Source organism: Nonlabens sp. Asnod3-H03 (assembly GCF_045063665.1).
GTDB classification, from domain to species: Bacteria; Bacteroidota; Bacteroidia; order Flavobacteriales; family Flavobacteriaceae; genus Nonlabens; species Nonlabens ulvanivorans.
Window position 1 is genome coordinate 301,603 of the sequence record NZ_JBEFOD010000007.1, and the last position, 24,105, is coordinate 325,707.

Here is a 24,105-nt window from a genome sequence, read left to right on the forward strand (position 1 = left end):
AATAGAAATTTCTTAAACATAAACATGTGTACTTTTGAGCTTTGAGATGGTTCATTACGCTTTCGCGAAAGCGTAAACCCAATCATCTACATCATAAAAAATGCCATACTATGGCTCGATGGCTAAGATAGCAAAGAACGCAGTAGTTATAGAAAAAAGTATATGCTTTTTAAAGATGACCTAGAAAGGTACCTCATCATCTGGACTCGCAGGGAAATCACCAAATGCGTCTCGAGCGCTAGGTAAACTTCTAGGATCAAGTCCATCTGGCCTGTTAGTATCATCGTTTGCCGCATTCATTTTTGAACCAAATTCATATGGCGTCGAGAAATCATCAAGATTATCAAACTTACCAAACTGCCCAAGGAATTTAAGACGTATCGCATCTGTCGCACCATTACGGTGTTTTGCAACGATAAATTCGGCTTGATTTGCGGTTGGGCTGCGATCATCATCATCCCATTCTTCAAGGTTATAATACTCTGGTCTATAGATAAAGGATACAATATCTGCATCTTGCTCGATTGCTCCAGATTCACGCAGGTCAGATAGTAAAGGTCTTTTACTACCACCACGAGTCTCTACCGCACGCGATAGCTGTGATAGTGCTATTACAGGAACACTCAGTTCTTTTGCCAGTGCTTTAAGATTACGAGAAATGGTTGATATTTCCTGTTCACGGTTACCACCTTTTGCACCTGTCTGTGCGGTCATTAACTGTAAGTAATCAATCATGATTAACTTGATACCATGTTGTGAGGCCAGACGTCTACACTTTGCACGCAAGTCAAAAATGGATAATGATGGTGTATCATCAATGAAAATAGGTGCTCGCTCTAGATCTTTTACTTTAACGTTAAGCTGTTCCCATTCAAAGGGCTCAAGCTTACCGGTTCTTAATTTCTCACTGCTTAATCCCGTTTCTGAAGATATCAAACGAGTGATCAATTGTACAGAACTCATCTCTAGTGAGAAGAATGCTACTGGTATATTAGATCCTACCGCCACGTTACGTGCCATAGAAAGTGTAAAGGCCGTTTTTCCCATACCAGGACGTGCCGCGATAATAATTAAATCACTAGGCTGCCATCCAGATGTTAATCGATCTAGATCTGTAAATCCAGTAGGGATACCACTTAATCCATCACGGTTTGCGATATCTTCAATACGCTGCTTTGCCTGTTTTACCAGATCCATTGCAGACTCTGTACTTTTTCTAATATTACCTTGAGTTACCTCATACAGTTTAGATTCTGCCTTATCTAGTAGGTCAAAAACGTCTGTAGACTCTTCATAAGAGTCTGAAATAATCTCTGTAGATAATTTAATCAAACTACGCTGAATAAACTTTTGCTGTATAATTCTAGCGTGAAATTCAATGTGTGCCGTTGAACTTACTAGCTGTGACAATTGCACAAGATAATGGTCACCACCAGCGGCTTCACTTTTCTCATCTTTACGCAATTGAGCACTAACGGTTAATAAGTCGACAGGACTACCGCTTTTAAACAGTTTATCAATAGCATCAAAGATGTATTGATGGGATTTTTGATAGAAAACCTCAGGTGTTAACAGGTCAATAACCTCATCCACACCTTTACCATCAATCATCAACGCTCCTAGAACAACTTTCTCTAAATCAATAGCTTGCGGTGGTATCTTTCCTCTCTCAAGAGGAACGACCATACTATTGTCTGTTTTAGATACGGCTAATGATTGAATTTTTTCCATAGGTTCAAAAGTAGTGCTTTAAAGGTGTTTATTAAGTATAGGGATGTCACACGGTAGTTAACAAATTAACTATTTATTATGATGACAACCTGTTGATAACTGCAGTTTTTTTTTGATTGTATTGTAAATCAATAGGCGACAAAAATCGCGCCTAAATTTGAAACAAAAATAAGGTCGTTGATAAGTTTTACACCACGATTTCTCCTACTTTTAAAAGAAAATACTTTGTTGCTTGAGGATAAACAAGATGCAAAATGATCGCTAGGTATTTTATCGACGATAAAAAAATCCCTAGACCTATCGGTCTAGGGATTTTATAAATAAGATGGTAATAGGCTTACTCTTTGTAAACACCCATATTACAATATTTATCCATACGTTGTTCAACAAGCTCTGGAGCCTTTAGAACTTTCAATTCTTCATAATGGCGTAATATACATGCACTTACTGCTTTAAAAGTATCAGGTCTATTAGTATGCGCGCCACCTACTGGTTCTTTGAGGATCTCATCAACCAGTTTCATTTTTTTCATATCAGTTGCAGTTAGCTTTAACGCATCTGCAGCTTGTTCTTTAAATTCCCAGCTGCGCCACAAAATAGAAGAACAAGATTCTGGTGATATCACAGAGTACCAAGTGTTTTCAAGCATAATTACTCGATCACCTACTCCTATACCTAGTGCTCCACCACTTGCTCCTTCACCTATAATCATTACAATGATAGGCACTTTTAAACGAGTCATTTCAAGAATGTTGCGAGCAATAGCTTCACCTTGTCCACGCTCCTCAGCTTCAAGTCCTGGATATGCACCTGGTGTGTCAATAAGACATACTACAGGAACACCAAATTTCTCGGCACTTTTCATAAGGCGTAAAGCTTTACGATATCCCTCGGGATTTGCCATACCGAAATTGCGGTACTGACGTGTCTTGGTATTAAAACCTTTTTGTTGACCGATGAACATAAAGCTCTGATCGCCTATTTTACCTAGCCCACCTATCATCGCTTTATCATCCTTTACTCCACGGTCACCATGTAGCTCTAGCCATGTGTCACCACAAATTGCTTTGATATAATCTAGTGTATAAGGACGAGCAGGATGACGTGACATCTGTACACGTTGCCATGGCGTTAAATTGCCATAAATCTCTTTGCGAGTCGCTTTTAATTTTTTCTCTATTTGTTTACAGGTTGCGGTAACGTCTACTTCGCTATCACTTCCTATGGCCAGCGTTTGCTGGTATTTTTCTTCAAGTTCCTTGATAGGTAATTCAAAATCAAGATATTCCATAAACTTAGGGTTGTTCTTGTTAGGAAGACAAATATAATAGATTCTTTTATGCGATAGCACCTCAATAGTATAAGATATTAAGAGGTTTAATTTTATTCGCTTTCGCGAAAGCGAGATAAAACAGCCTTTTAACTTTAACGTTTATTGTTGATCTATAATAGCATCCACTATTTGCGTTGTAAACGTGTCTTTATAAAGCCATTAAGTACTATAACTACTAGAATAACAATAGCACCGATGTAGAACTGTGATGTCATTTGTTCTGCATCGCCTAATATGAAAAACGCTAGTAAAATCCCATAAACTGGCTCAAGGTTTGTGGTAAGCATGACCGTATAAGCACTTAAATACTTCATTACTTTTACACTAGCGATAAATGCATAAGCGGTACACACAGATGCTAGTATACCCATCCACAACCAGTCATCACTAGTCAATTGTTGTGGTCCAACAAAGTCAAATTGTGGGAGCGCAAAAAATAAGGATAGCAATAACACACCACTTAATAATTCATAAAACGATATCATTGATGGAGGATGCTCTTTTGCAAAAGTCACATTCATAATCGAGAATGTAGCGCTCAAAAAAGCACTGATTAATCCCAGCACCATTCCCATAATATACTCTGTCTCTACTTGAAAAATATAATACAAAGCACCTATAATCACCATTCCAAATACTAGTTCATACCACACCAATTTTTTAGGTGTAAACAGCGGTTCTAGCAAGGCTGTAAAGAAAGCTCCTGTACTCATCATCGCAAGAGTAACAGATACATTAGAAGCTTTAATGGCACCAAAAAATGTAATCCAGTGCAAGGCGATGACCATACCTGCTAGACAAATGGATAGCAAACGCTTGCGCGGTAATTTATGAACTCCCGTAAATTGAAACGGAATCTTTTTCACCTTCATGTAGATCACAATCATAATGACGGCTAGCACCATGCGCCACCAGACTAGAGGCACAGATTCTATCGAAATAAGTGCACCTAATACTGCGGTAAAACCCCAAATAAAAACTATAAAATGAAGATGGAGATAATTAAATAATCTATCGTCGCGCATTTCTTATCAGGAATAAAGCTACTATACCAAAGAATATATTAGGAGCCCAAACGGCGATCCATGGTTCAAACGATGTGCTTTTCTCTGCAATAGTTCCGAATACTTTATCCAAGAACATATAACTCATTGCTATGGCTAGACCTATCGCAAGATTCACACCCATTCCACCTCGCTTTTTAACAGACGATACTGCAACAGCTATAATGGTAAATATTAAAGCACTTACAGGTATGGATGTACGCTTATGTTTCTCAACATAATATACGTTCATATTTCCATTACCACGACTTTCTTCCGTCTCTATAAAATCAAGAAGCTTTTGATAAGATAAAGTCTCTGCCACATAAGATGATGGAGTTAACTCATCTATATCAAAATTAAGAATGGTGTCTAATTTTGCCTTAGTAGTTAAAATTTCTCCATTTTCCTGCAGCACACGTTTTTTATAACGACTGAGTGTGTAAATGCTGTCTTTAAAAGCAATACGTTCTGCATATAATTTATACTCTAGTTCATTTCCGTTAAAATGCTCTAAGGTAAAATCGTATCCTGTTTTTCTTCCAGAATTGTAATTACTTACATACACATAATCGTCATCTGATATACGCCGGAAAACATTATTGGTCTGCCGTTCTTTTTCTGACTTAAAGTATTTGAATTGAAACTCATTAAATCCTGCTGCTGCATCTGGAACAAACACGGTACTAAATACTAAAGCGGTAACACATACTAGAACTGCTCCTATTATATAAGGACGCAAAAATCTATTGTAAGACACTCCAGAACTTAGAAAGGCGACAATCTCTGTATTATTAGCCAGTTTAGAAGTGAAAAACATGGTAGAAATAAAGAGAAAAATAGGAAATAAGAAATTTGAAAAATAGATGGTAAAGTCTAGAAGGTACATCATCACCTCGGCAAAAGGGATGTTTTTACTTAAGATCTTCCCTATCTTTTCTGCAATATGCACGGTAATCATAATAGGTATGAAAAGGCACAAGAGCAGTAGAAAAGCTCCTAAGTATTGTTTTAATATGTATCTATCTAGAATTTTAAGCACTAAAGTCTATTATCCATTTGTTTAACCATCTTATCCTTCCATGTTCTAAAGTCACCTGCTATTATATGCTTGCGAGCTTCTCTCATTAACCATAAATAGAAGGATAAATTGTGTATGGTACAAATTTGTCTACCCAACATCTCGTTTACAGTAAATAAGTGACGTACATAAGCCTTAGAATAAGCAGTATCTACCCAAGCATAATCTCCTGGATCTAATGGTGAGAAATCTGTTTCCCATTTCTTATTCTTCATGTTCATGGTACCATGAGCTGTAAAAATCATCCCATTACGCCCATTACGTGTAGGCATCACACAGTCAAACATGTCGACACCTAACGCTACATTTTCTAATAGATTAATAGGTGTTCCCACACCCATAAGATATCGAGGTTTATCCTTAGGCAATACAGCTGTAACGACATCTGTCATAGCATACATTTCCTCAGCCGGCTCACCTACTGACAGTCCACCTATCGCATTTGCAGGCATATCACAATTTGCGATAAACTCAGCACTTTGTTCTCTTAAATCCTTGTATGTACTTCCTTGAATGATCGGAAATAAAGTTTGATTAAAACCATATTTATTAGGAGTATTGTTAAAGTGCTCTATACACCTTTTTAACCATCGGTGAGTCATGTGCATACTGCGACGCGCATAATTATATTCACATGGATATGGAGTACACTCATCAAACGCCATAATAATATCTGCACCTATACTGCGCTGTATATCCATAGCACGTTCTGGAGTAAAAAAGTGGTATGAACCATCTATATGTGATTTAAATTTCACACCTTCTTCTTTAATCTTACGATTTGCACTTAGAGAATACACTTGATATCCACCTGAGTCCGTAAGAATAGGACGATCCCAGTTCATAAATTTATGTAATCCACCAGCTTTTTCTAGCACATCTATACCAGGTCGTAAGTATAGGTGATAGGTGTTTGCTAGTATAATGTCAGGATTGACATCATTTTCTAGCTCGCGTTGGTGAACGCCTTTAACAGTACCTACAGTACCTACAGGCATAAATATAGGAGTCTCAATCGCTCCATGGTCCGTGTGCACAACTCCAGCTCTCGCTTGGCTTTGTGAATCAGTTTGTAATAAATCAAATTTCATGCGGCGCAAAGATACTTTAATGAACTTGAATTTGTACTTCATTTTAATATCTCAAAATGAATTAGGAACCAATTGAAGTAGATAATTATAAATATAGACATTGTTATTATGCTTTCGCGAAAGCGTAATTATGACAACTCTAACGGCACTTATAAATAAACTAGTTCTCCACTATTTTTTAATTTGTTTACAAAACATGGTTTTTAGTTAATAAGTGGTAGGTATTTGACCCTTTAAAAAAATGAGAATCGTTCTAACTTTGAACCATCATCAAAAAAAACCAAAATGGCTGATACACAGCACTTAAAAGATTTAGTAACGCAAGTACGTCGCGATATCGTAAGACAAGTACACGCGGTTAGTAGTGGACATCCTGGAGGCTCTCTAGGTTGCACAGAATTTCTTGTTACCTTATATAATGAAGTAATGGATCATGATCCTAGCTTTAACATGGACGGAATAAATGAAGATTTATTCTTTTTATCTAATGGTCACATCTCACCTGTTTTTTATAGTGTTCTTGCTCGTGCTGGATATTTCCCGGTATCTGAGTTAAGTACTTTTAGAAAACTAAACACCAGACTACAAGGTCACCCAACAACTCATGAAGGCTTACCAGGTGTGCGTATTGCAAGTGGTTCATTAGGTCAAGGAATGAGTGTTGCTATAGGTGCTGCACAAGTTAAAAAGTTAAACGGAGATGATAAAACGGTTTTCACACTTCATGGAGATGGTGAATTACAAGAAGGACAGATCTGGGAAGCTGCTATGTATGCGTCTGCAAATAAGGTTGATAATTTAATATCAACAATTGATGTGAATGGGCAACAGATTGACGGTAGTACAGAACAGGTACTTGCATTAGGTGATTTACGTAATAAATTTGAAGCTTTTGGCTGGGATGTTATTACGGTTCAGAAAGGAAATGATGTAGATGCAATTATCACTGGAATGAAAGAAGCAATGAATCTTATTAGAAAAGGTAAGCCAGTTTGTATCCTGCTTCATACTGAAATGGGTAACGGTATCGACTTTATGATGGGATCTCATGCATGGCATGGTATTGCTCCTAATGATGAGCAACTTGCTGAAGCATTGAGACAGAATCCAGAAACCTTAGGTGATTATTAATTAAAACACGCTGTATTAACAGCATGAGTATATGAAAATTTACGAAAATACAGGAAGTAAGGATACGAGATCAGGTTTTGGTGACGGACTTACGGAACTAGGAAAAAAGAATGAGAACGTTGTAGCGCTATGTGCTGATTTAACGGGTTCTCTAAAAATGAATGCTTTTGCAGATAATCATCCAGAGCGTTTCTTTCAAGTTGGTATTGCAGAGGCAAACATGATGGGAATCGCGGCAGGCATGACTATAGGTGGTAAAATTCCATTTACGGGAACTTTTGCTAACTTTTCTACAGGTCGTGTTTATGACCAGATCAGACAAAGCATCGCATATTCTGATAAGAATGTGAAGATTTGTGCTTCTCACTCAGGTCTTACTCTAGGAGAAGATGGTGCAACACACCAAATTTTAGAAGACATAGGATTAATGAAAATGTTGCCTGGCATGACTGTAATCAACACGTGTGATTACAATCAAACTAAAGCAGCTACACTAGCTATAGCGGAGCATCACGGACCTGTTTATTTAAGATTCGGTCGTCCTAAAGTAGCTAACTTCACTCCAGAAAATGGAACGTTTGAAATAGGAAAAGCAGTGATGCTACAGGAAGGTACTGACGTTACTATCATAGCTACTGGTCATTTAGTTTGGGAAGCTTTAGAAGCGGCTAAAACTCTTAATGAAAAAGGAATCAGCGCAGAGGTCATTAATATTCACACTATTAAGCCTCTTGATGAAGCTGCTATTATCGCATCAGCTAAAAAAACTGGTTGTGTCGTTACTGCCGAAGAGCACAATTATCTAGGCGGATTAGGAGAAAGTGTTGCTCGCACATTAGCGATGCACCATCCAACGGCACAAGAATTTGTTGCTACCCAGGACACCTTTGGTGAAAGTGGAACACCAGCTCAATTATTAGAAAAATATGGCTTAAACGCAGAGAATATTGCATTAAAAGCTGAAAAAGTAATAAGCAGAAAGTAATCTTTCATCTTATTCAATTTAAAAAATCCTTTAAGCTGAGCTTAAAGGATTTTTTTTGTTTTCTAATTGTCCAGCAACCGTCTAAAAGCGATAAGCTATCTTAGGAAGCATAGAAAAAGAGTTCAAATCTTTAGTCGTGCCTCGCTCCATTTTAAATGGTGTATACTGCATATCAAATGATATTTGAACTATCGATTTATCCTTAAAACTAAAGGTATATGATAACCCAGGTGCTACTAGAAAAGAGTTTATATTATCATAATCCAGAACAGCATCTCCTGCCCTAGTTACCGGATCAAGAAATATTGATGACATCCCTAATCCAAAAGTTAGTTCTAAGCGATTTCTATCTTTTTCCCATATGTATTTATTAAGCTTTAAATAAGCATTTAATATAGTAGTCGCCTCAATTTCATAATCCTCATTATTATCTCTTAATAGAAAGAAATTTTCTTGTTGAGGAATAACAAGTTGAACTCCTAACTCAAAACTCCTACTATAAGAATCATCTGGTATTACAATTCCTAATTCAAAAAAAGGTGCATTATTTAAAAAATACGATAGTTTGCTGGTAGGAATCCAATAACCTGCACCTATTTTAACATAAGGTATATTTTGGTTAATGTCTAATTCTGCAGATGATGTAGCCCCATTACTTTGTGCTACACAATTTAGTGATAAGACTAAAATAATGATACAAATTACAATTGATTTCATGATCTTGTTTTTAAATTCAAGACAATAATATTGTGAATACTACAATTTAATTTGCGTAATTATCTAATACTTATTCAATAATTTGCAATAATCGCAAAGATATCTTAATAATAAAAGCCTCGATTGAGGCTCATATTATTATCTATATATGGAATAAATATCCTAGGTTGTTACTGCGATAGCCGTATCAGCATCTAAGTAATCTGGTACACCATCACCATCTGTATCTAAAGCATCACTTGGATCTCCATCTCCATTAGGATCTGCATTTTCATCGATGGTATCAACACCATCATTATCATCATCAGCATCTATATAATTAAAAGCACCTATCGTATCTTCATCGGTATTATCTGCATTATCAGATGACCTTAAATTACGATCTCCATCCAAATCTTCAAATTTAGAAAACACTCCATCACCATCGTGATCAGTTGTTTTGGCAGATCTTAGTTGAAAAGTGAATATCAAAGGTGAATAAGCTGGTACCCTTGAAATGGTAGCAGAAAAATAACCCAAACCTGATGGTAAGAACACAGCTCCTAATCCACTACCTTGATAAGAGAATGTATTATCAGGTAATTGTGTTATAGTGCTAGCTCCATTAAATTGTGATACTCCTTCAGCAAAACCTGGAACCACACTTGGCAAATCAAACCAAACGGAATTTACAGATGAATCAAATAAAATTTGATTTCCATCATCATCGTTTTCAAGAAGTAACCCTTTATAACTAACTAAAGCACTATCAGCGAATGTAGGTGATTTATCTCCTGAACCTTGTAATAATTTTAAAGTGTAAATTTTATAGTCTATTCCTTCTCTAGATAAAAATGACTCAGTAACTTGTTGGGATAGTGGAGTCTGATTAGCATTTGCACCAGAAATAGTATCAAATTTAATTTCTACCTCATCTCCAACAGGATTTTGAGGATAAACTTCATAATAAAAATGTGTTTCTAGATATTCAGAAAGTTTTAGCTGATCCTCTAGATCAACTTCTTGACGATCTCTAACTGCGACTGTAGTTGAATCATCATCTGGATTACATGCAATTGCTATAAATATAAACAGACAACTGGCTACAATGTATTTAAGGTTTCTCATCTTCATTTTTTTAAGCGCTCAAAGATAGTATTTTCTAGTACTTTTGTTGAGATAACGCTTAATTAAAGCTTCTGTTATGCGAGTGGATAAATATTTATGGGCTACTAGATACTTCAAAACTAGAAGCAAGGCTACCGATGCCGCAAAAAAAGGACGAATCAGAGTTGGCGATTCAATTATCAAACCATCTAGAGATGTATATCCTGGAGATATAATAAAATTACGTAAAGATCAAATCGACTATATAATTGAAGTAATAGACCTGCCAGATAGTCGAATAGGTAATAAACTAGTCAATTTATATAGGTTAGATCGTACTCCACAGGAAAATTTTGAAGCTCGAAAAATGATAGAACTGAATCAAGACTATTATAGACGCAAAGGTGAAGGAAGACCCACTAAAAAAGATCGTAGAGACTTAAACGATTTACTAGGCCAACAAGATGAGGAAGAATGATTAAATTAGATCAACAATACTGGCAAGAGAGATATACCAAGAACTCAATTGGATGGGATTTAGGAAAAGTATCTACACCTTTGAAGAATTACATTAATCAATTAACAGATAAAGACATATCTATTTTGATCCCAGGTGCTGGCAACGCACATGAAGCAGAATATCTCTTTAACAGCGGTTTTAAAAACATTACTATTTTAGATATTGCATCATCACCTATTAAATATGCCAAAGAAAAGATAGCCCTACCCTGCAGTAATTTTGTACAACAGGATTATTTTGATCATAATGGCAAATATGATTTAATTTTAGAACAAACATTTTTTTGTGCTTTAGAACCATGCTTTCGCGAAAGCTACATTAAAAAGACACATCAACTATTAAATGACAACGGTAGATTAGCTGGTGTTTTATTTAACTTTGAAAACAAATTGAACGGACCTCCATTTGGAGGCATTATTACAGAATATATTAAACTTTTCGAGTCACACTTCAAAATTATTATAATGGAGTCATGTTACAATTCTGTAAAGGAAAGACAGGATAAAGAGATATTTATTAAACTAATGAAAAAGAAATAATGGAAACTCGAATTTTAGATCATGATCAAGTAAAAAATAAAATTAGACGTATCGCTTATCAAATAGCTGAAGTTTATCTAAACCACGATGAGATAATTTTAGCTGGCATAAGTGACGGTGGTTATGTATTTGCTAAAAAACTTAAATCTTCTCTTTCTAAAATTGTTTCTAGTGACATAATTCTTTGTAAAGTAGAAATTGACAAAACAAACCCATTAAACAATATCAAGACATCTTTAAAAGCCGAAGAATATACCAATAAAGGTGTGGTTCTATGCGATGACGTGCTTAATAGCGGCACCACTCTTATATATGGAGTAAAACATTTTTTAGATGTACCATTAGAGCGCTTAAAAACCGCTGTTTTAGTTAATCGTAATCATAAAAAATATCCAGTAAAGGCGGATTTTAAAGGAATTTCTCTGTCTACAACCATGCAAGAACACATAGAGGTTCATATTAAAGCAGAACCATACAGTGTTATCTTAAAATAGTGTACTTATTATTTCTTTTGAAATTTGACTAAGACTTTTATCATCAACAGTAATTTGATGATGTGCACGTTGATAATATGGACGACGTTCAAAAAGATGCTTGCCAATAAATTCTAATAACTCATCTTCACCTGTAATTCCTGAAATTATGGGACGATTTATTTTATCATCATTTAATCTATTCAATAGTGTTTTTATTCCCGCGCTTAGATAAAATGTACGGATATAGCTCTTATTTAATAATAATTCCATGTTATTGTAATAGCATGGAGTACCACCTCCTAGACTTAAAATAACTTTACGATCTTCTTTTATTAACTCTTTCAGATATTTATTTTCTATTTTTCTAAAATAAATAGCACCATTTCTCTCAAATATTTCAGAAATTTTTTTTCCTTCTTTAAATTCAATATAATGATCCAAATCGATGAACTCGAACCCTATCAAACCACTAACCACCTGTCCTACAACAGTTTTACCACTACCCATATAACCTAATAAAACAATCATTTAATTACATTTTTTAGCCTTCAAAAAGCACAGATTAAAAAAAACGAAATTAATTTAAAAAAACTTGTTGAGATTTAAAAAGAGGTTATATATTTGCACCCGCAATTAAGCAATACCGATCTGGTAGCTCAGTTGGCAGAGCATCTCCCTTTTAAGGAGAGGGTCCTGGGTTCGAGCCCCAGCCAGATCACAAGATTATAGTAATCTCTAAAAAGTCCTTAAATTTTAAGGGCTTTTTTTATACCCGAGTGCTGGAATTGGTAGACAGGCACGGTTGAGGGCCGTGTGTGCTAGTCACGTGTGGGTTCAAGTCCCATCTCGGGTACTATAAAAATCAGGTTTTACCTGATTTTTTTTTACCCTCTATCGAAATTCTCACAAATAACATCTCAATTGTTAAATAAAATCCAAATTGTAGAACTTTTTTTATAAAAACTCAAACACTTTCCAATTTTGTTTAACTTTACCCATGTAAAAGTAAAACAGAGATATTTTGATTAAAAGCAAGTTTAGTATTAAGGATTTAGAAAACCTTAGTGGCATTAAAGCACATACCATAAGAATTTGGGAAAAGAGGTATGGCTTACTAACGCCAGATAGAACAGATACCAATATCAGAACGTATGATTTAGAAGCTCTACAGAAGATATTGAACATCTCCTATTTACGTAATGCTGGTATAAAAATATCAGCTATTGCTGAACTGAGTTCAGAAGATATTGAAATTCAGGTTAGAAATTTTGCTGAACGTAATAATAAGAATGATCACGCCATACAGGAATTAAAACTAGCTATGGTCAACTTTGACCAGCAAATGTTTCAAAGAATATATCAAAGCTCTTTATACGAGTTCGGTTTTTCAGGCGTGTTCTATAATCTATTCGTACCCTTTTTAGAGGAATTAGGTTATTTATGGCAATCAAAAACAATCAATCTAGCACATGAGCATTTTATTAGTCACTTGATTAAACAAAAGGTTTTAATAAACCTAGAGAAATTACAGTATCAACAGCCTCATAATCAAGAACAAGTTTACATATTGTTTCTTCCAGAAAATGAAATGCATGACTTAGGATTACTTTTTCTAAACTATGAGTTATTAAAAAAAGGATGTAACACCATATATCTAGGAGCGAGTATGATGTTAGAATCTCTACCATTCTTTAAAAATAAAGAAGCTAAGCCTACTTTTATAACCTACATAACCGTTCAACCAACCGAAAAACAGCTTCCCTCCTTCTTAAAACAGTTTGACAAGAAAGTCTCCAATGGTGACGACGTTGAGTTATGGGTTTTAGGACATTTAGCTCAGAAAATAAAAGACAAAGACCTTAAACCTAATCAACTTGTATTTAGAGGTATATCTGATGTGATAGGTAAAATTCCTGATTTAGTAATAAAAGCATGAGCAAAAAAATAGCAATAATAGGTTCTGGTTTCGCTTCTCTTTCTGCTGCTAGCTATTTAGCTCGAGCAGGTAATGACGTTACGATATACGAAAAAAACAATACCGTTGGTGGACGAGCTAGAAGATTAGTTAAAAATGGTTTTACATTTGACATAGGACCTTCTTGGTACTGGATGCCAGATATATTTGAACGTTTTTTTGCTGATTTTGGTAAAATGCCTTCTGATTATTATGAATTAGATAAATTAAGTCCTGCATATACAGTCGTATTTAAAGATGAATCAATTGTTATAGGAGATAATTTAGGCACTATTAAAAATACGTTTGAACGCATCGAGAAAGGAAGTTCTGTTTATCTTCAAGACTTCATAGATAATGCAAAAGAAAACTATGACATAGCCATTAAAAAGCTTGTCTACAGGCCAGGAGAATCTCCACTAGAGTTAGTAACACCTCAGACCGTAAAAAAGCTAGGAGCATTTGTAAGTAATGTATCAAGAGATGTTCGTAAAAAATTTACCAATCCTAAACTAATATCTATTCTAGAATTCCCGGTATTATTTTTAGGCGCTACTCCAGGTAACACACCTAGTTTTTATAATTTTATGAATTATGCTGATTTTGGACTAGGCACATGGCATCCCAAAGGAGGAATGTATGAAGTTATACTAGCAATGGAACAGCTGGCAAAAGAACAAGGAGCAACCATTCACACCAACTCAGCTGTTTCTAAAATATTAGTGGATGATAAGAATCATGCTATAGGTATTGAAGTAAATGATGAGAAGTTAACATTTGATATCATTCTTTCTGGCGCAGATTATCATCATTCAGAAACCCTATTACCTCAAAAAAACAGGCAATATTCTGAAGCTTATTGGGAAAAGAAGACTTTTGCACCCAGCTCATTAATCTTCTATGTTGGTTTTGACAAAAAACTAAAAAATATTGAACATCACAATTTATTCTTTGATACTGATTTTGAAAAACACGCGCACGAAATCTACGAAGATGCCCAATGGCCTGAAGACCCATTGTTTTATGCAAACTTTACATCAGTAACAGATAGTAGCACGGCACCAGATGGCTGTGAAAATGGTTTTTTTCTAATACCGCTAGCACCTGGTTTAGAGGACACGCCTGAACTTAGAGAAAAATATTTCAATATTATTATCAAACGTTTCGAAGAAAGAACACAGCAAAACGTCACAAATCATATTATATTTAAAGAATCGTTCTGTGTAAATGATTTTAAATCAGAATACAATAGCTATAAAGGAAATGCTTATGGTATGGCAAACACTTTATTACAAACTGCTTTCTTACGACCTAATCTTAAAAGTAAAAAAGTAAAAAATCTATATTTCACTGGTCAACTTACCGTTCCGGGACCTGGGGTACCGCCTTCTCTTATTTCTGGAAAATTAGCAGCAGACCTAATTAAAAAATATTCATAATTATGAAAAGCCTATTCGATAAAGTATCCCGTCAGTGTAGTAAGGCCGTAACTAACAATTATAGTACTTCTTTCTCTTTAGCTAGTAAAATGTTAGGTCCCACGATTAGACAAGACATACATAATATATATGGATTTGTAAGATTTGCAGATGAGATTGTAGATTCATTTCATGATTATGATAAAAGAACCTTACTGGATCGATTTGAACTGGATCTTAAGCATGCGATTGATGAAAAAATAAGCCTCAATCCAATATTAAATTCATTTCAAGAAACCGTAAACAAATACAATATCACCCCAGATATGTATGGAGCCTTTATCAATAGTATGAGACTAGATCTTGACAAGTCTGTTTATCTAACCGATGAGGAATACAAAAATTACATTTATGGCAGCGCAGATGTGGTAGGCCTTATGTCTTTAAAAGTATTCGTAAAAGGTGATAAAGCAAAATATGAAGAACTTAAAGATGACGCTATGAGACTAGGTAGCGCTTTTCAAAAAGTTAATTTCCTGCGTGACCTAAAAGCAGATCTTGATGTACTAGAAAGAAGTTATTTTCCTAATACAGATCTTCAGGATTTATCTGAAGATGATAAAGCCCGTCTTATACAAGAAATTAAAGAGGACTTTGATGCAGGACTTAAGGGAATTCAACGTTTACCAGTTGAGGCTAAACTAGGTGTTTATACCGCATATGTTTATTACCGTAGACTACTTACCAGATTAGAACGCACACCATCTAAAGAAATAAGAAATGCACGTATTAGGGTTCCCAATTATGAAAAATTAGGCTTACTTGCAAAAGGATATGTTAGCTATCGCTTAAATTTGATTTAATGGATATACTTTTTTGGATTCTTATCTTTCTAACCACTTTCTGCGTTATGGAGTTTAATGCCTGGTGGATGCATAAATATGTGATGCACGGTTTTTTATGGAATTTACATGAAGACCATCATCATAAAAAACACGACAGCTGGTTTGAGAAAAATGATTTCTTCTTTGTTTTTTATGCAATAATAAGCATTGGGCTTAAGATTGCACATAGCGAATTAGATCTTTGGTGGGCACTACCTATGAGTGCAGGAATTTTTGCATACGGAGTAGCATATTTTATAGTACATGATATATTTATTCATCAACGTTTTAAATGGTTGCGTAAAGCTAATAATGTCTATGCACGTGGAGTTAGAAGAGCACATAAAATACACCACAAACACATCGGTAAAGAAAAAGGTGAAAACTTTGGAATGCTTGTCGTTCCTCTCAAATATTTCAAATAAATGGCTACTGCCATAATAATAGGATCTGGATTAGGAGGAATCGCAACTGCTCTTAGACTGCGCCATAAGGGATATCAAGTTACCATATTTGAACAAAATGACTATGCTGGTGGTAAACTGCACTCTATAGAAAAAGACGGGTATAGATTTGACCTAGGTCCTTCCCTATTTACTCTACCTCATTTAGTAGATCAACTTCATGATTTATTTCCTGATCATTGCAATTCTTTTTCCTACATAAAAAAGAGTGTTGGTTGTCATTATTTCTGGGAAGATGGAACTTCATTTAAGGCATACAGCAATCAAGCAGATTTTGTTTCTCATGCTAGTGATACATTTGCAGAGTCCAAAGCCGTTATCAACAACTACCTTAATAATAGTAAATCACGTTATAACCTTACCAAATCTCTTTTTTTAGAAAAGTCGCTCCATAAATGGAGCACGTATTTCTCAATAGATACCATACAAGCGATCATTAAAGCACCTTTTCTGGGCCTATTCAATACACTACACAAAGAAAATGAAGTGTTTGAAAACCCTAAATTAACCCAACTGTTTAATCGTTATGCTACATATAACGGTTCTTCACCTTATCAAACTCCAGGAATCATGTCCATGATACCTCATTTAGAGATGGGAATAGGAACGTATTATCCTCAAAACGGGATGCACCGTATATCTCAATCTCTTTATGAACTCGCTGTTAAGGTCGGGATAGAATTCCGCTTCCGCGAAAGCGTGACCAAAATTAATTATAAGGACAATAAAGCTACTGGTATAAAAACGCCAATTAATAATTATAAGGCAGATATCATTGTTTCAAACATGGACATTTATCCTACTTATAAAAAATTGCTTACCGACTATCCTGCACCTCAAAAAACACTTGATCAAGAACGCAGTAGTAGCGCCTTAATCTTTTATTGGGGTATTAATCGTAAATTTCCAAACCTAGATCTTCACAATATCTTATTTAGCGAGAACTATCCAGAAGAGTTTGATCACATTTTCAATAAAAAATCTCTTTTCAACGACCCTACAGTATATATTAATATTACCAGTAAGGAAACTAAAACAGATGCACCGGCAGGTTGTGAAAATTGGTTTGTTATGATTAATGCACCTGGTGATTATGGACAGGACTGGGAAGCAATGATTGTAGAAGCCAGAAAAAATATAATAGCAAAAATTAATAATTGTCTCCATACAGATATTTCTAATTACATCAGTACAGAACATGTGTTAGATCCTCGCGGTATTGAGAAAAATACCAGTAGCTATCGAGGCGCATTGTATGGTGCTGCCAGTAATGATAAATTTGCGGCCTTTTTAAGACACCCTAATTTTAATAAAGGACTTAAAAACCTATATCACGTCGGTGGATCTGTTCATCCAGGTGGCGGAATTCCACTCTGTTTATTAAGTGCACAGATAACAGCAGACTTAATACCTGATGTGTCATGATTAAAAAATCGCTTATACTTTTTACTTGGGTGCTTCATGTTACAGCACTTATAGGTATAGCATTGGGGTACCAAGACTTTTTTGTTACTAAATCTCCTTTTACACTTCTATATCTTGCTTTAGTTTTATGGATTTGTTATCCTATCCAATCTATAAAAAAAGTAAGCCTATTTGCATTATGCTTTATCGTAGGAATGATAGTAGAATGGTTAGGTGTACATACGGGCAGCCTTTTTGGTGATTATTTTTATGGTGATAATTTAGGTCCTAAATTAGATGGCATACCCTATTTAATAGGTGTCAACTGGGCCATACTGGCTTTTATAAGTCATTCTATATCCCAATCGTATATAAAAAATATAACAGCCCAAATATTTAGTGCAGCAGGATTAATGGTCATTCTCGATTTTTTCCTAGAACATATTTGTGACTATGCAGGTTACTGGCACTTTAATGGTGGTGCAGGCTGGTGGAATTATATATGCTGGTTTATCGTTGCTTCTATACTCCATGCCGTATTAGCTCATTATAAGTTGAAAGGTGATCGCAACACTTCCTTACATTTGTATACTGCACAACTCATTTTTGCATTAGGATTATGGATCATCATTTCGATATAGCAATTATAGGTTTGGGCTGCGCTGGCAGTCATATAGCCTTAGAGCTATTACAACAATGCCCAGATATAAAATTGGTGGTTATAGACAATGCTCCTACCGTCTTACATAAGAAATGGTCCTATTGGGAAAAAGATTCTGGAAAATGGGACCATATGACTCTTAAAAAATGGAGTTATGGCCTTTTTAAATCGGCACAAGGTATTATTGAACTAGATATGAATCCCTATGTTTATAAGACCATCAACAGTGTAGATTTTATCGCTTTCGCGAAAGCGAAACTACAACAAAGTAATCACAGCTCCTTTATCAATTCAACAGTAACCAGCATTGATAAAAAAAATGAAGAAATACAAATTATAAACCACACCAATGGTGTAATCCATGCTAAGGTCATATTAGATAGTCGTATAGACAATCAGTTTTTTAAAGATCAAAAAGCGATCACTTTACAACAGCATTTTAAAGGGTGGACCATCGAGACTACCGATGATCACTTCAATCCAGAATGTTTTACCATGATGGACTATAGCTTAAGGGATCGTGGTACGACAAGCTTTACATATATATTGCCCTATAGCACTAAGAAAGCACTTATAGAATTTACATATTTTTCGCCTGATCTGGTAATGGATACTACCTATGAAGAGTATCTCAAACGTTATATTAATGAGCAATTAAACATAAAAGAGTATAAAATTGTAGAAATAGAAAAAGGTATTATCCCTATGACTACTTATAATTTTGATCGTCACCATTCTCAAAATATCTATAAGATAGGAACCGCAGGTGGCTGGGTAAAACCATCAACTGGTTATTCTTTTAAAATGACAGAGAAAAAAGCAGCTACTTTGGTACGTAATTATTTAAACGGCTTACCATTACTGACAGATTTATTTACAAAACGGTTTAGTATATATGATAGCAGCATGCTGTCGGTCTTACATGATTTCAATGATGATGGACCAGCGTTTTTTCATCGTTTATATGATAACAATAACATACAAAGACTATTTAAATTTCTAGATGAGGAAACCAACCTTGCAGAAGAGATCTCTATAATGCAAAGCATGACTTCAAAGCGCATGATTAAAGCTTTTTTTAAAAGCTTATTGTAGACCTTCCGGTATTTCAAAATTAGACCAAGAACCAATAATGCGATAAGGTTGAAATCTGGTAAACATCTCTTCCTTATACCATTGCAAGGCTTGAGTTTGTTGCACAGCATGTCTATGACTTTGACTACGATAGGCAAACTTCTTTAAAGCACGAGCATCGTTCCAAAGGCTGAAAGTCGCCATTTGAGTTACTGGTCTCTCTCCTACTCCAGCAGTAAATAATAAATTAGGATTATCAACTAAGTCTAATTGAGAGGTAGGTACATAATCCCAAAATTTTTTCAACATGCTTATTTTAATAGTCGCTCTTGTTATTACAGAGATATAGGCGTTATTATCATCTAAGTTTTCACTCACCATAAATGGGTTTTTCTTAGACCACTGTCCATGCGCTTTAATACATTTCATATAGAAAGTAAGCTGGTTGGAACTGTGCTTTTGATATCGATTATATAAATTTGAATTTGCAAAAAAGCTTTTTGCAGATTCTTCATTTTCCCAAACTTGCAATAATCCATAAACACTCCAGTCTGGTTTAGGATCAAAGTTTTTCTTTCCTGAACCCAACAATTTATAAAATTGTAAGCCATTCACTTTCTTTAACGGACTGTGTGCAAATTGCATCATTCCGAATGCCCAAAATTTTTGTTTTAATTCAGGATATTTAAAAAAAGTAAGTGTTGTGATTTGTTGTGACATGTTTTACAAAGATAGCCGCTTCTGTATTTTAAAAATCAAAAAAACATCACCATATCATTTGAATACTTGTTTTAAGTTATATAAAAATGCCTCTTGAAATCTCAAGAGGCATTTTAAATATAATTCAAAAAACGCTTTTAATTATGCCGCGTTATCTTCTTTAATTTTGTTCAAAGCACTTCCCTTATGGAACCACTCGATTTGAGCAGCGTTATAAGTGTGATTTGCTTTGATTGTATCCTTAGAACCATCTGCGTGAGTGATCTCGATAGTCAATGGCACATCCGGTGTAAAGTTAGCAAGATCAACAAAGTTGAACGTATCATCTTCTTGAATTAGATCATAGTCAGCTTCATTTGCAAACGTAAGTCCTAACATACCTTGTTTTTTAAGGTTTGTTTCATGGATACGAGCAAATGATTTTACAATTACTGCTACAACACCTAAGTGACGTGGCTCCATAGCTGCATGTTCACGTGAAGAACCTTCACCATAGTTATGATCTCCAACCACTACAGAAGGTACCCCAGCAGCTTTATAAGCTCTAGCTGTTGCAGGAACTGCTCCATATTCACCATCTAACTGGTTTTTAACAAGATTAGTTTGCTTATTATAAGCATTAACCGCTCCTATTAAACAGTTATTTGAGATGTTATCTAAGTGACCTCTATAACGCAACCATGGTCCAGCCATAGAAATGTGATCTGTTGTACATTTACCAAAAGCCTTTATTAATAATTTTGCATTATTTACATTAGTACCTATAGGAGTAAATGGTTCTAATAATTGCAATCTTTCAGAGTCTTCTGCAACATTTACAACTACACCGCTTCCATCTTCTTGTGGAGCTAAGTAACCATCATCTTTTACTTCAAAACCTTTAGGTGGTAATTCCCATCCTGTAGGCTCATCTAACATTACTTCTTCTCCATCTTCATTGATTAATTTATCAGTGATCGGATTAAAGTCTAGTCTACCGGCTATAGCAATGGCAGCAACCATTTCTGGAGAAGCTACAAATGCATGTGTATTAGGGTTACCATCGGCACGTTTAGCAAAGTTTCTGTTAAACGAATGAATGATGGAGTTTTTAGGTGCATTTTTAGGATCCTCATAACGTGCCCACTGACCAATACATGGTCCACAAGCATTTGTAAAGATTTTTGCATCTAACTTTTCAAAGATACCTAGGATACCATCGCGCTCTGTTGTGTAACGTACTTTTTCGGATCCTGGATTAATTCCAAATTCTGCCTTAGTCTTAAGACCTTTATCAATAGCTTGTTGAGCTATAGAACTTGCACGAGATAAATCTTCATAAGAAGAGTTAGTACAAGAACCTATAAGTCCCCATTCTACCTTAAGAGGCCATTCATTTTTAGTCGCCTTTTCATTCATTGAACCTACTTCAGTCGCTAGATCTGGAGTAAAAGGTCCATTTATGTGAGGCATTAATGTATCTAAATTAATTTCAATTACTTGATCAAAATACTGTTCTGGATTAGCATATACCTCATCATCACCAGTAAGATAATCTTTCACTTCGTTTGCAGCATCTGCTATATCAGAACGATCTGTTGCACGTAGGTAACGCTCCATTGAAGCATCGTATCCAAAGGTAGATGTTGTTGCACCTATCTCTGCACCCATGTTACAAATAGTTCCTTTACCAGTACAAGAAAGGTTTGCGGCACCTTCACCAAAGTATTCTACAATTGCACCTGTACCACCTTTTACAGTAAGAATCTCAGCTACTTTAAGAATAACATCTTTAGGAGCTGTCCAACCAGATAATTTACCTGTTAATTTAACACCTATAAGTTTAGGGAATTTCAATTCCCAAGCCATTCCTGCCATTACGTCAACGGCATCTGCTCCACCTACACCAATTGCAACCATTCCTAGTCCACCAGCGTTTACTGTGTGGGAATCAGTTCCAATCATCATACCACCTGGGAACGCATAATTTTCAAGTACTACTTGATGAATAATACCAGCTCCTGGCTTCCAAAATCCAATACCATATTTATCTGAAACAGACTCAAGGAAATTAAAAACTTCATTAGAAGTATTTAAAGCATTTTGAAGATCTGCATTAGCACCGTTCTTTGCCTGGATTAAGTGATCACAGTGAACTGTTGTAGGTACTGCTACTTCGGTTTTACCAGCTTGCATAAATTGTAGCAAAGCCATTTGAGCCGTAGCATCTTGACATGCGATACGATCTGGTGCAAAATCTACATAGTCTTTACCTCTAGTAAAAGGTTTACCAGGTGTTCCATCCCAAAGGTGAGAATATAATATCTTCTCAGCTAGTGTAAGAGGTTTACCAGTAATTTCACGTGCTTTATTTACACGAGCTGGCATCTCAGCATACACCTTTTTTATCATATCAATATCAAAAGCCATATATCTTATTTTAATTAGTCATTTTAAGGATTGCGAAGTTACAAAAATGACACGTGAAATGAAAGTCTAACCGCGCTACCACAGTAGTTTAGACGTTCTCAAAATAATGATGTTTAAGAAGATGAGTAATTATGAATTTAATAATTTAAACCGTTTAAATTGTCAAATTCATAATTCTAACGATAATGATTATCAAACTAGTAATAATTTATTTCAGTAGGTTGACTGTAGACAAGATGAAATCTACTTCCTGTTGACTGCTTTAAAAATAAAATAAACAGCAGCTAGGTCAGCAGCATATCCTAAAACCATAAAACTATTGCTAAAAATAGGATAGATATCCCTATATAATGCACCAGCACCAACTAAAATACCTCCTATTAAAAAGAGATATAAACTAGCAGCGTATTTGCGCATCTTAAAGAATTTTTGCGATAATACTATCTTCAGTATATCCTTCGGCTTCTGCCTTGTAGTTTTTAATAATACGATGTCTTAGAATTCCAGTAGCAACTGCTTTCACGTCTTCTATGTCTGGACTATACTTACCATTTACAGCTGCGTGAGTTTTTGCTGCTAGAATTAAATTCTGAGAAGCTCTTGGTCCAGCACCCCAATCGATATATCCCTTAACAATCGCTGGTGCGGCTTCCGACTTTGGTCTTGTCTTACCTACTAAGGCCACGGCATATTCAATAACATTATCTGCTACAGGTATACGACGTACTAATTGTTGAAAATCTATTATTTCTTGAGCATTGAACAATGCATTAATTTGCGCTTTGTGATTACTAGTAGTTGCCTTCACCACATTTACCTCTTCTTCAAAAGAAGGGTATTCTAAATTAATAGCAAACATAAATCGATCCAGTTGTGCCTCTGGCAATGGATAAGTACCTTCTTGTTCTATAGGGTTTTGTGTTGCTAGCACAAAATAAGGTGCGTCTAATTTATAATTATGACCTGCGACAGTAACCGTTTTTTCTTGCATGGCTTCTAGTAAAGCTGCTTGAGTTTTAGGTGGTGTACGGTTAATCTCATCTGCAAGGATGATATTAGAAAATATAGGACCTTTAATAAATTTAAAGGTTCTACTTTCATCTAGTATTTCACTACCTAGGATGTCACTAGGCATTAAATCTGGTGTAAACTGTATACGCTTAAATTGCAAACCTAGTGCTTGTGAAATGGTGTTTACCATTAAAGTCTTTGCTAGACCTGGAACACCTACTAATAAAGCATGCCCACCGGCAAAAATAGAAATAAGAATCTGGTCTATGACTTCATCTTGTCCTATAATAATTTTTGCAATTTCTTTTTTGAGCTCTTGGTGTTTCTTTACCAAATTATCGATAGCAGTTACATCTGACATGTGATCTGTTTA

Annotated in this window: 24 protein-coding genes and 2 tRNA genes; 14 read left to right on the top strand and 12 right to left on the bottom strand. The window is 35.3% G+C overall.

All coding sequences use genetic code 11. The features are described 5' to 3' along the window. Positions 1-180: 180 nt before the first annotated feature. The 5 genes from dnaB to tgt form a co-directional block, all read right to left on the bottom strand. Positions 181-1,731 carry a replicative DNA helicase gene (gene dnaB, locus ACJJVI_RS02845; protein ID WP_405350184.1) on the bottom strand — a complete coding sequence of 517 codons (1,551 nt, stop codon included), beginning with the start codon at positions 1,729-1,731 and terminating at the stop codon, positions 181-183. Positions 1,732-2,068: 337 nt separating this feature from the next. Then, positions 2,069-3,022, bottom strand: coding sequence for an acetyl-CoA carboxylase carboxyltransferase subunit alpha (locus tag ACJJVI_RS02850; RefSeq protein WP_036579613.1), 954 nt, complete (start codon positions 3,020-3,022; stop codon positions 2,069-2,071). Positions 3,023-3,189: 167 nt separating this feature from the next. Next, entirely contained in the window at positions 3,190-4,089 is a 900-nt protein-coding gene (locus ACJJVI_RS02855; RefSeq protein WP_405350188.1) for a DMT family transporter, read from the bottom strand. Next, positions 4,076-5,149, bottom strand: a complete 1,074-nt coding sequence (locus ACJJVI_RS02860) for an LptF/LptG family permease (protein WP_036579610.1) — start codon at positions 5,147-5,149, stop codon at positions 4,076-4,078. The genes ACJJVI_RS02855 and ACJJVI_RS02860 overlap by 14 nt, the downstream gene beginning before the upstream one ends. Further along, positions 5,149-6,279 carry a tRNA guanosine(34) transglycosylase Tgt gene (gene tgt / locus ACJJVI_RS02865; protein ID WP_036579607.1) on the bottom strand — a complete coding sequence of 377 codons (1,131 nt, stop codon included), beginning with the start codon at positions 6,277-6,279 and terminating at the stop codon, positions 5,149-5,151. The genes ACJJVI_RS02860 and tgt overlap by 1 nt, the downstream gene beginning before the upstream one ends. A 285-nt stretch (positions 6,280-6,564) precedes the next feature. Here tgt and ACJJVI_RS02870 point away from each other — a divergent pair, with 285 nt between their 5' ends. Beyond that, complete coding sequence (locus tag ACJJVI_RS02870) at positions 6,565-7,410, top strand: transketolase (protein WP_042296539.1); 846 nt, start codon at positions 6,565-6,567, stop codon at positions 7,408-7,410. A gap of 31 nt (positions 7,411-7,441) precedes the next feature. Next, the gene (locus ACJJVI_RS02875; protein ID WP_036579602.1) at positions 7,442-8,395 is read left to right on the top strand and encodes a transketolase family protein; all 954 of its coding nucleotides are present in this window, start codon (positions 7,442-7,444) and stop codon (positions 8,393-8,395) included. An 81-nt stretch (positions 8,396-8,476) separates the two neighbouring features. On the opposite strand, the gene ACJJVI_RS02880 is transcribed toward ACJJVI_RS02875, so the two are convergent. Beyond that, positions 8,477-9,112 (bottom strand): hypothetical protein, encoded by a 636-nt coding sequence (locus tag ACJJVI_RS02880; protein WP_405350193.1) that lies wholly within the window; start codon positions 9,110-9,112, stop codon positions 8,477-8,479. 162 nt (positions 9,113-9,274) lie between these two features. Continuing rightward, the gene (locus ACJJVI_RS02885; RefSeq protein ID WP_202963522.1) at positions 9,275-10,219 is read right to left on the bottom strand and encodes an FKBP-type peptidyl-prolyl cis-trans isomerase; all 945 of its coding nucleotides are present in this window, start codon (positions 10,217-10,219) and stop codon (positions 9,275-9,277) included. A gap of 76 nt (positions 10,220-10,295) precedes the next feature. On the opposite strand from ACJJVI_RS02885, the gene ACJJVI_RS02890 reads away from it, so the two are divergent. From ACJJVI_RS02890 to ACJJVI_RS02900, 3 genes are read left to right on the top strand one after another with little or no spacing between them, the layout of a single operon-like run. Next, a complete protein-coding gene (locus tag ACJJVI_RS02890) occupies positions 10,296-10,676 on the top strand; it encodes an RNA-binding S4 domain-containing protein (protein ID WP_042249588.1) in 381 nt (126 codons plus the stop codon). Continuing rightward, a complete protein-coding gene (locus tag ACJJVI_RS02895) occupies positions 10,673-11,257 on the top strand; it encodes a methyltransferase domain-containing protein (protein WP_042249590.1) in 585 nt (194 codons plus the stop codon). Before ACJJVI_RS02890 ends, ACJJVI_RS02895 begins: the two co-directional genes overlap by 4 nt. Beyond that, entirely contained in the window at positions 11,257-11,751 is a 495-nt protein-coding gene (locus ACJJVI_RS02900; RefSeq protein WP_348022442.1) for a phosphoribosyltransferase family protein, read from the top strand. Before ACJJVI_RS02895 ends, ACJJVI_RS02900 begins: the two co-directional genes overlap by 1 nt. Here the strand turns inward: ACJJVI_RS02900 and ACJJVI_RS02905 are convergent. Then, positions 11,743-12,261, bottom strand: coding sequence for a shikimate kinase (locus tag ACJJVI_RS02905; RefSeq protein WP_042269811.1), 519 nt, complete (start codon positions 12,259-12,261; stop codon positions 11,743-11,745). The genes ACJJVI_RS02900 and ACJJVI_RS02905 overlap by 9 nt on opposite strands. 117 nt (positions 12,262-12,378) lie before the next feature. Here ACJJVI_RS02905 and ACJJVI_RS02910 point away from each other — a divergent pair. The 9 genes from ACJJVI_RS02910 to ACJJVI_RS02950 all read left to right on the top strand — a co-directional run bounded on the left by ACJJVI_RS02910 (position 12,379) and on the right by ACJJVI_RS02950 (position 19,613). Continuing rightward, a tRNA-Lys gene (locus tag ACJJVI_RS02910) sits at positions 12,379-12,451 on the top strand. A gap of 52 nt (positions 12,452-12,503) precedes the next feature. Continuing rightward, positions 12,504-12,586: transfer RNA gene (locus tag ACJJVI_RS02915), tRNA-Leu, on the top strand. A 168-nt stretch (positions 12,587-12,754) separates the two neighbouring features. Further along, the gene (locus tag ACJJVI_RS02920; protein WP_348022443.1) at positions 12,755-13,669 is read left to right on the top strand and encodes a MerR family transcriptional regulator; all 915 of its coding nucleotides are present in this window, start codon (positions 12,755-12,757) and stop codon (positions 13,667-13,669) included. Further along, the gene (locus ACJJVI_RS02925; RefSeq protein ID WP_405350199.1) at positions 13,666-15,126 is read left to right on the top strand and encodes a phytoene desaturase family protein; all 1,461 of its coding nucleotides are present in this window, start codon (positions 13,666-13,668) and stop codon (positions 15,124-15,126) included. Before ACJJVI_RS02920 ends, ACJJVI_RS02925 begins: the two co-directional genes overlap by 4 nt. A gap of 2 nt (positions 15,127-15,128) precedes the next feature. Next, positions 15,129-15,968 carry a phytoene/squalene synthase family protein gene (locus ACJJVI_RS02930; protein ID WP_036579582.1) on the top strand — a complete coding sequence of 280 codons (840 nt, stop codon included), beginning with the start codon at positions 15,129-15,131 and terminating at the stop codon, positions 15,966-15,968. Further along, on the top strand, positions 15,968-16,414 hold the full coding sequence (locus ACJJVI_RS02935) for a beta-carotene hydroxylase (RefSeq protein ID WP_405350202.1): 447 nt from the start codon (positions 15,968-15,970) through the stop codon (positions 16,412-16,414). Before ACJJVI_RS02930 ends, ACJJVI_RS02935 begins: the two co-directional genes overlap by 1 nt. Next, the gene (crtD, locus tag ACJJVI_RS02940; RefSeq protein ID WP_405350204.1) at positions 16,415-17,878 is read left to right on the top strand and encodes a 1-hydroxycarotenoid 3,4-desaturase CrtD; all 1,464 of its coding nucleotides are present in this window, start codon (positions 16,415-16,417) and stop codon (positions 17,876-17,878) included. Next, complete coding sequence (locus ACJJVI_RS02945) at positions 17,875-18,498, top strand: carotenoid biosynthesis protein (protein ID WP_036579576.1); 624 nt, start codon at positions 17,875-17,877, stop codon at positions 18,496-18,498. The genes crtD and ACJJVI_RS02945 overlap by 4 nt, the downstream gene beginning before the upstream one ends. Beyond that, on the top strand, positions 18,477-19,613 hold the full coding sequence (locus ACJJVI_RS02950) for a lycopene cyclase family protein (protein WP_405350206.1): 1,137 nt from the start codon (positions 18,477-18,479) through the stop codon (positions 19,611-19,613). Before ACJJVI_RS02945 ends, ACJJVI_RS02950 begins: the two co-directional genes overlap by 22 nt. Here the strand turns inward: ACJJVI_RS02950 and ACJJVI_RS02955 are convergent. The 4 genes from ACJJVI_RS02955 to ACJJVI_RS02970 form a co-directional block, all read right to left on the bottom strand. After that, entirely contained in the window at positions 19,605-20,312 is a 708-nt protein-coding gene (locus ACJJVI_RS02955) for a hypothetical protein (protein ID WP_042249598.1), read from the bottom strand. The genes ACJJVI_RS02950 and ACJJVI_RS02955 overlap by 9 nt on opposite strands. 141 nt (positions 20,313-20,453) lie before the next feature. Continuing rightward, positions 20,454-22,721, bottom strand: a complete 2,268-nt coding sequence (locus tag ACJJVI_RS02960) for an aconitate hydratase (RefSeq protein ID WP_036579570.1) — start codon at positions 22,719-22,721, stop codon at positions 20,454-20,456. Positions 22,722-22,964: 243 nt separating this feature from the next. Next, positions 22,965-23,138 (bottom strand): hypothetical protein, encoded by a 174-nt coding sequence (locus ACJJVI_RS02965; RefSeq protein WP_160165379.1) that lies wholly within the window; start codon positions 23,136-23,138, stop codon positions 22,965-22,967. Between the two features lies 1 nt (position 23,139). Next, positions 23,140-24,093 (bottom strand): AAA family ATPase, encoded by a 954-nt coding sequence (locus tag ACJJVI_RS02970; protein ID WP_405350210.1) that lies wholly within the window; start codon positions 24,091-24,093, stop codon positions 23,140-23,142. Positions 24,094-24,105 lie beyond the last annotated feature (12 nt).

Coding starts and splice junctions, on each gene's coding strand:
- ACJJVI_RS02960 (WP_036579570.1), bottom strand. CDS start 22,721: ATGGCTTTTGATATTGATATGATAAAAAAGGTGTATGCTGAGATGCCA.
- ACJJVI_RS02935 (WP_405350202.1), top strand. CDS start 15,968: ATGGATATACTTTTTTGGATTCTTATCTTTCTAACCACTTTCTGCGTT.
- ACJJVI_RS02900 (WP_348022442.1), top strand. CDS start 11,257: ATGGAAACTCGAATTTTAGATCATGATCAAGTAAAAAATAAAATTAGA.
- ACJJVI_RS02850 (WP_036579613.1), bottom strand. CDS start 3,022: ATGGAATATCTTGATTTTGAATTACCTATCAAGGAACTTGAAGAAAAA.
- ACJJVI_RS02895 (WP_042249590.1), top strand. CDS start 10,673: ATGATTAAATTAGATCAACAATACTGGCAAGAGAGATATACCAAGAAC.
- ACJJVI_RS02870 (WP_042296539.1), top strand. CDS start 6,565: ATGGCTGATACACAGCACTTAAAAGATTTAGTAACGCAAGTACGTCGC.
- ACJJVI_RS02930 (WP_036579582.1), top strand. CDS start 15,129: ATGAAAAGCCTATTCGATAAAGTATCCCGTCAGTGTAGTAAGGCCGTA.
- ACJJVI_RS02965 (WP_160165379.1), bottom strand. CDS start 23,138: ATGCGCAAATACGCTGCTAGTTTATATCTCTTTTTAATAGGAGGTATT.
- ACJJVI_RS02875 (WP_036579602.1), top strand. CDS start 7,442: ATGAAAATTTACGAAAATACAGGAAGTAAGGATACGAGATCAGGTTTT.
- ACJJVI_RS02950 (WP_405350206.1), top strand. CDS start 18,477: ATGGATCATCATTTCGATATAGCAATTATAGGTTTGGGCTGCGCTGGC.
- ACJJVI_RS02925 (WP_405350199.1), top strand. CDS start 13,666: ATGAGCAAAAAAATAGCAATAATAGGTTCTGGTTTCGCTTCTCTTTCT.
- ACJJVI_RS02970 (WP_405350210.1), bottom strand. CDS start 24,093: ATGTCAGATGTAACTGCTATCGATAATTTGGTAAAGAAACACCAAGAG.
- ACJJVI_RS02885 (WP_202963522.1), bottom strand. CDS start 10,219: ATGAGAAACCTTAAATACATTGTAGCCAGTTGTCTGTTTATATTTATA.
- ACJJVI_RS02955 (WP_042249598.1), bottom strand. CDS start 20,312: ATGTCACAACAAATCACAACACTTACTTTTTTTAAATATCCTGAATTA.
- tgt (WP_036579607.1), bottom strand. CDS start 6,279: ATGAAATTTGATTTATTACAAACTGATTCACAAAGCCAAGCGAGAGCT.
- ACJJVI_RS02855 (WP_405350188.1), bottom strand. CDS start 4,089: ATGCGCGACGATAGATTATTTAATTATCTCCATCTTCATTTTATAGTT.
- ACJJVI_RS02890 (WP_042249588.1), top strand. CDS start 10,296: ATGCGAGTGGATAAATATTTATGGGCTACTAGATACTTCAAAACTAGA.
- ACJJVI_RS02945 (WP_036579576.1), top strand. CDS start 17,875: ATGATTAAAAAATCGCTTATACTTTTTACTTGGGTGCTTCATGTTACA.
- dnaB (WP_405350184.1), bottom strand. CDS start 1,731: ATGGAAAAAATTCAATCATTAGCCGTATCTAAAACAGACAATAGTATG.
- ACJJVI_RS02880 (WP_405350193.1), bottom strand. CDS start 9,112: ATGAAATCAATTGTAATTTGTATCATTATTTTAGTCTTATCACTAAAT.
- ACJJVI_RS02905 (WP_042269811.1), bottom strand. CDS start 12,261: ATGATTGTTTTATTAGGTTATATGGGTAGTGGTAAAACTGTTGTAGGA.
- crtD (WP_405350204.1), top strand. CDS start 16,415: ATGGCTACTGCCATAATAATAGGATCTGGATTAGGAGGAATCGCAACT.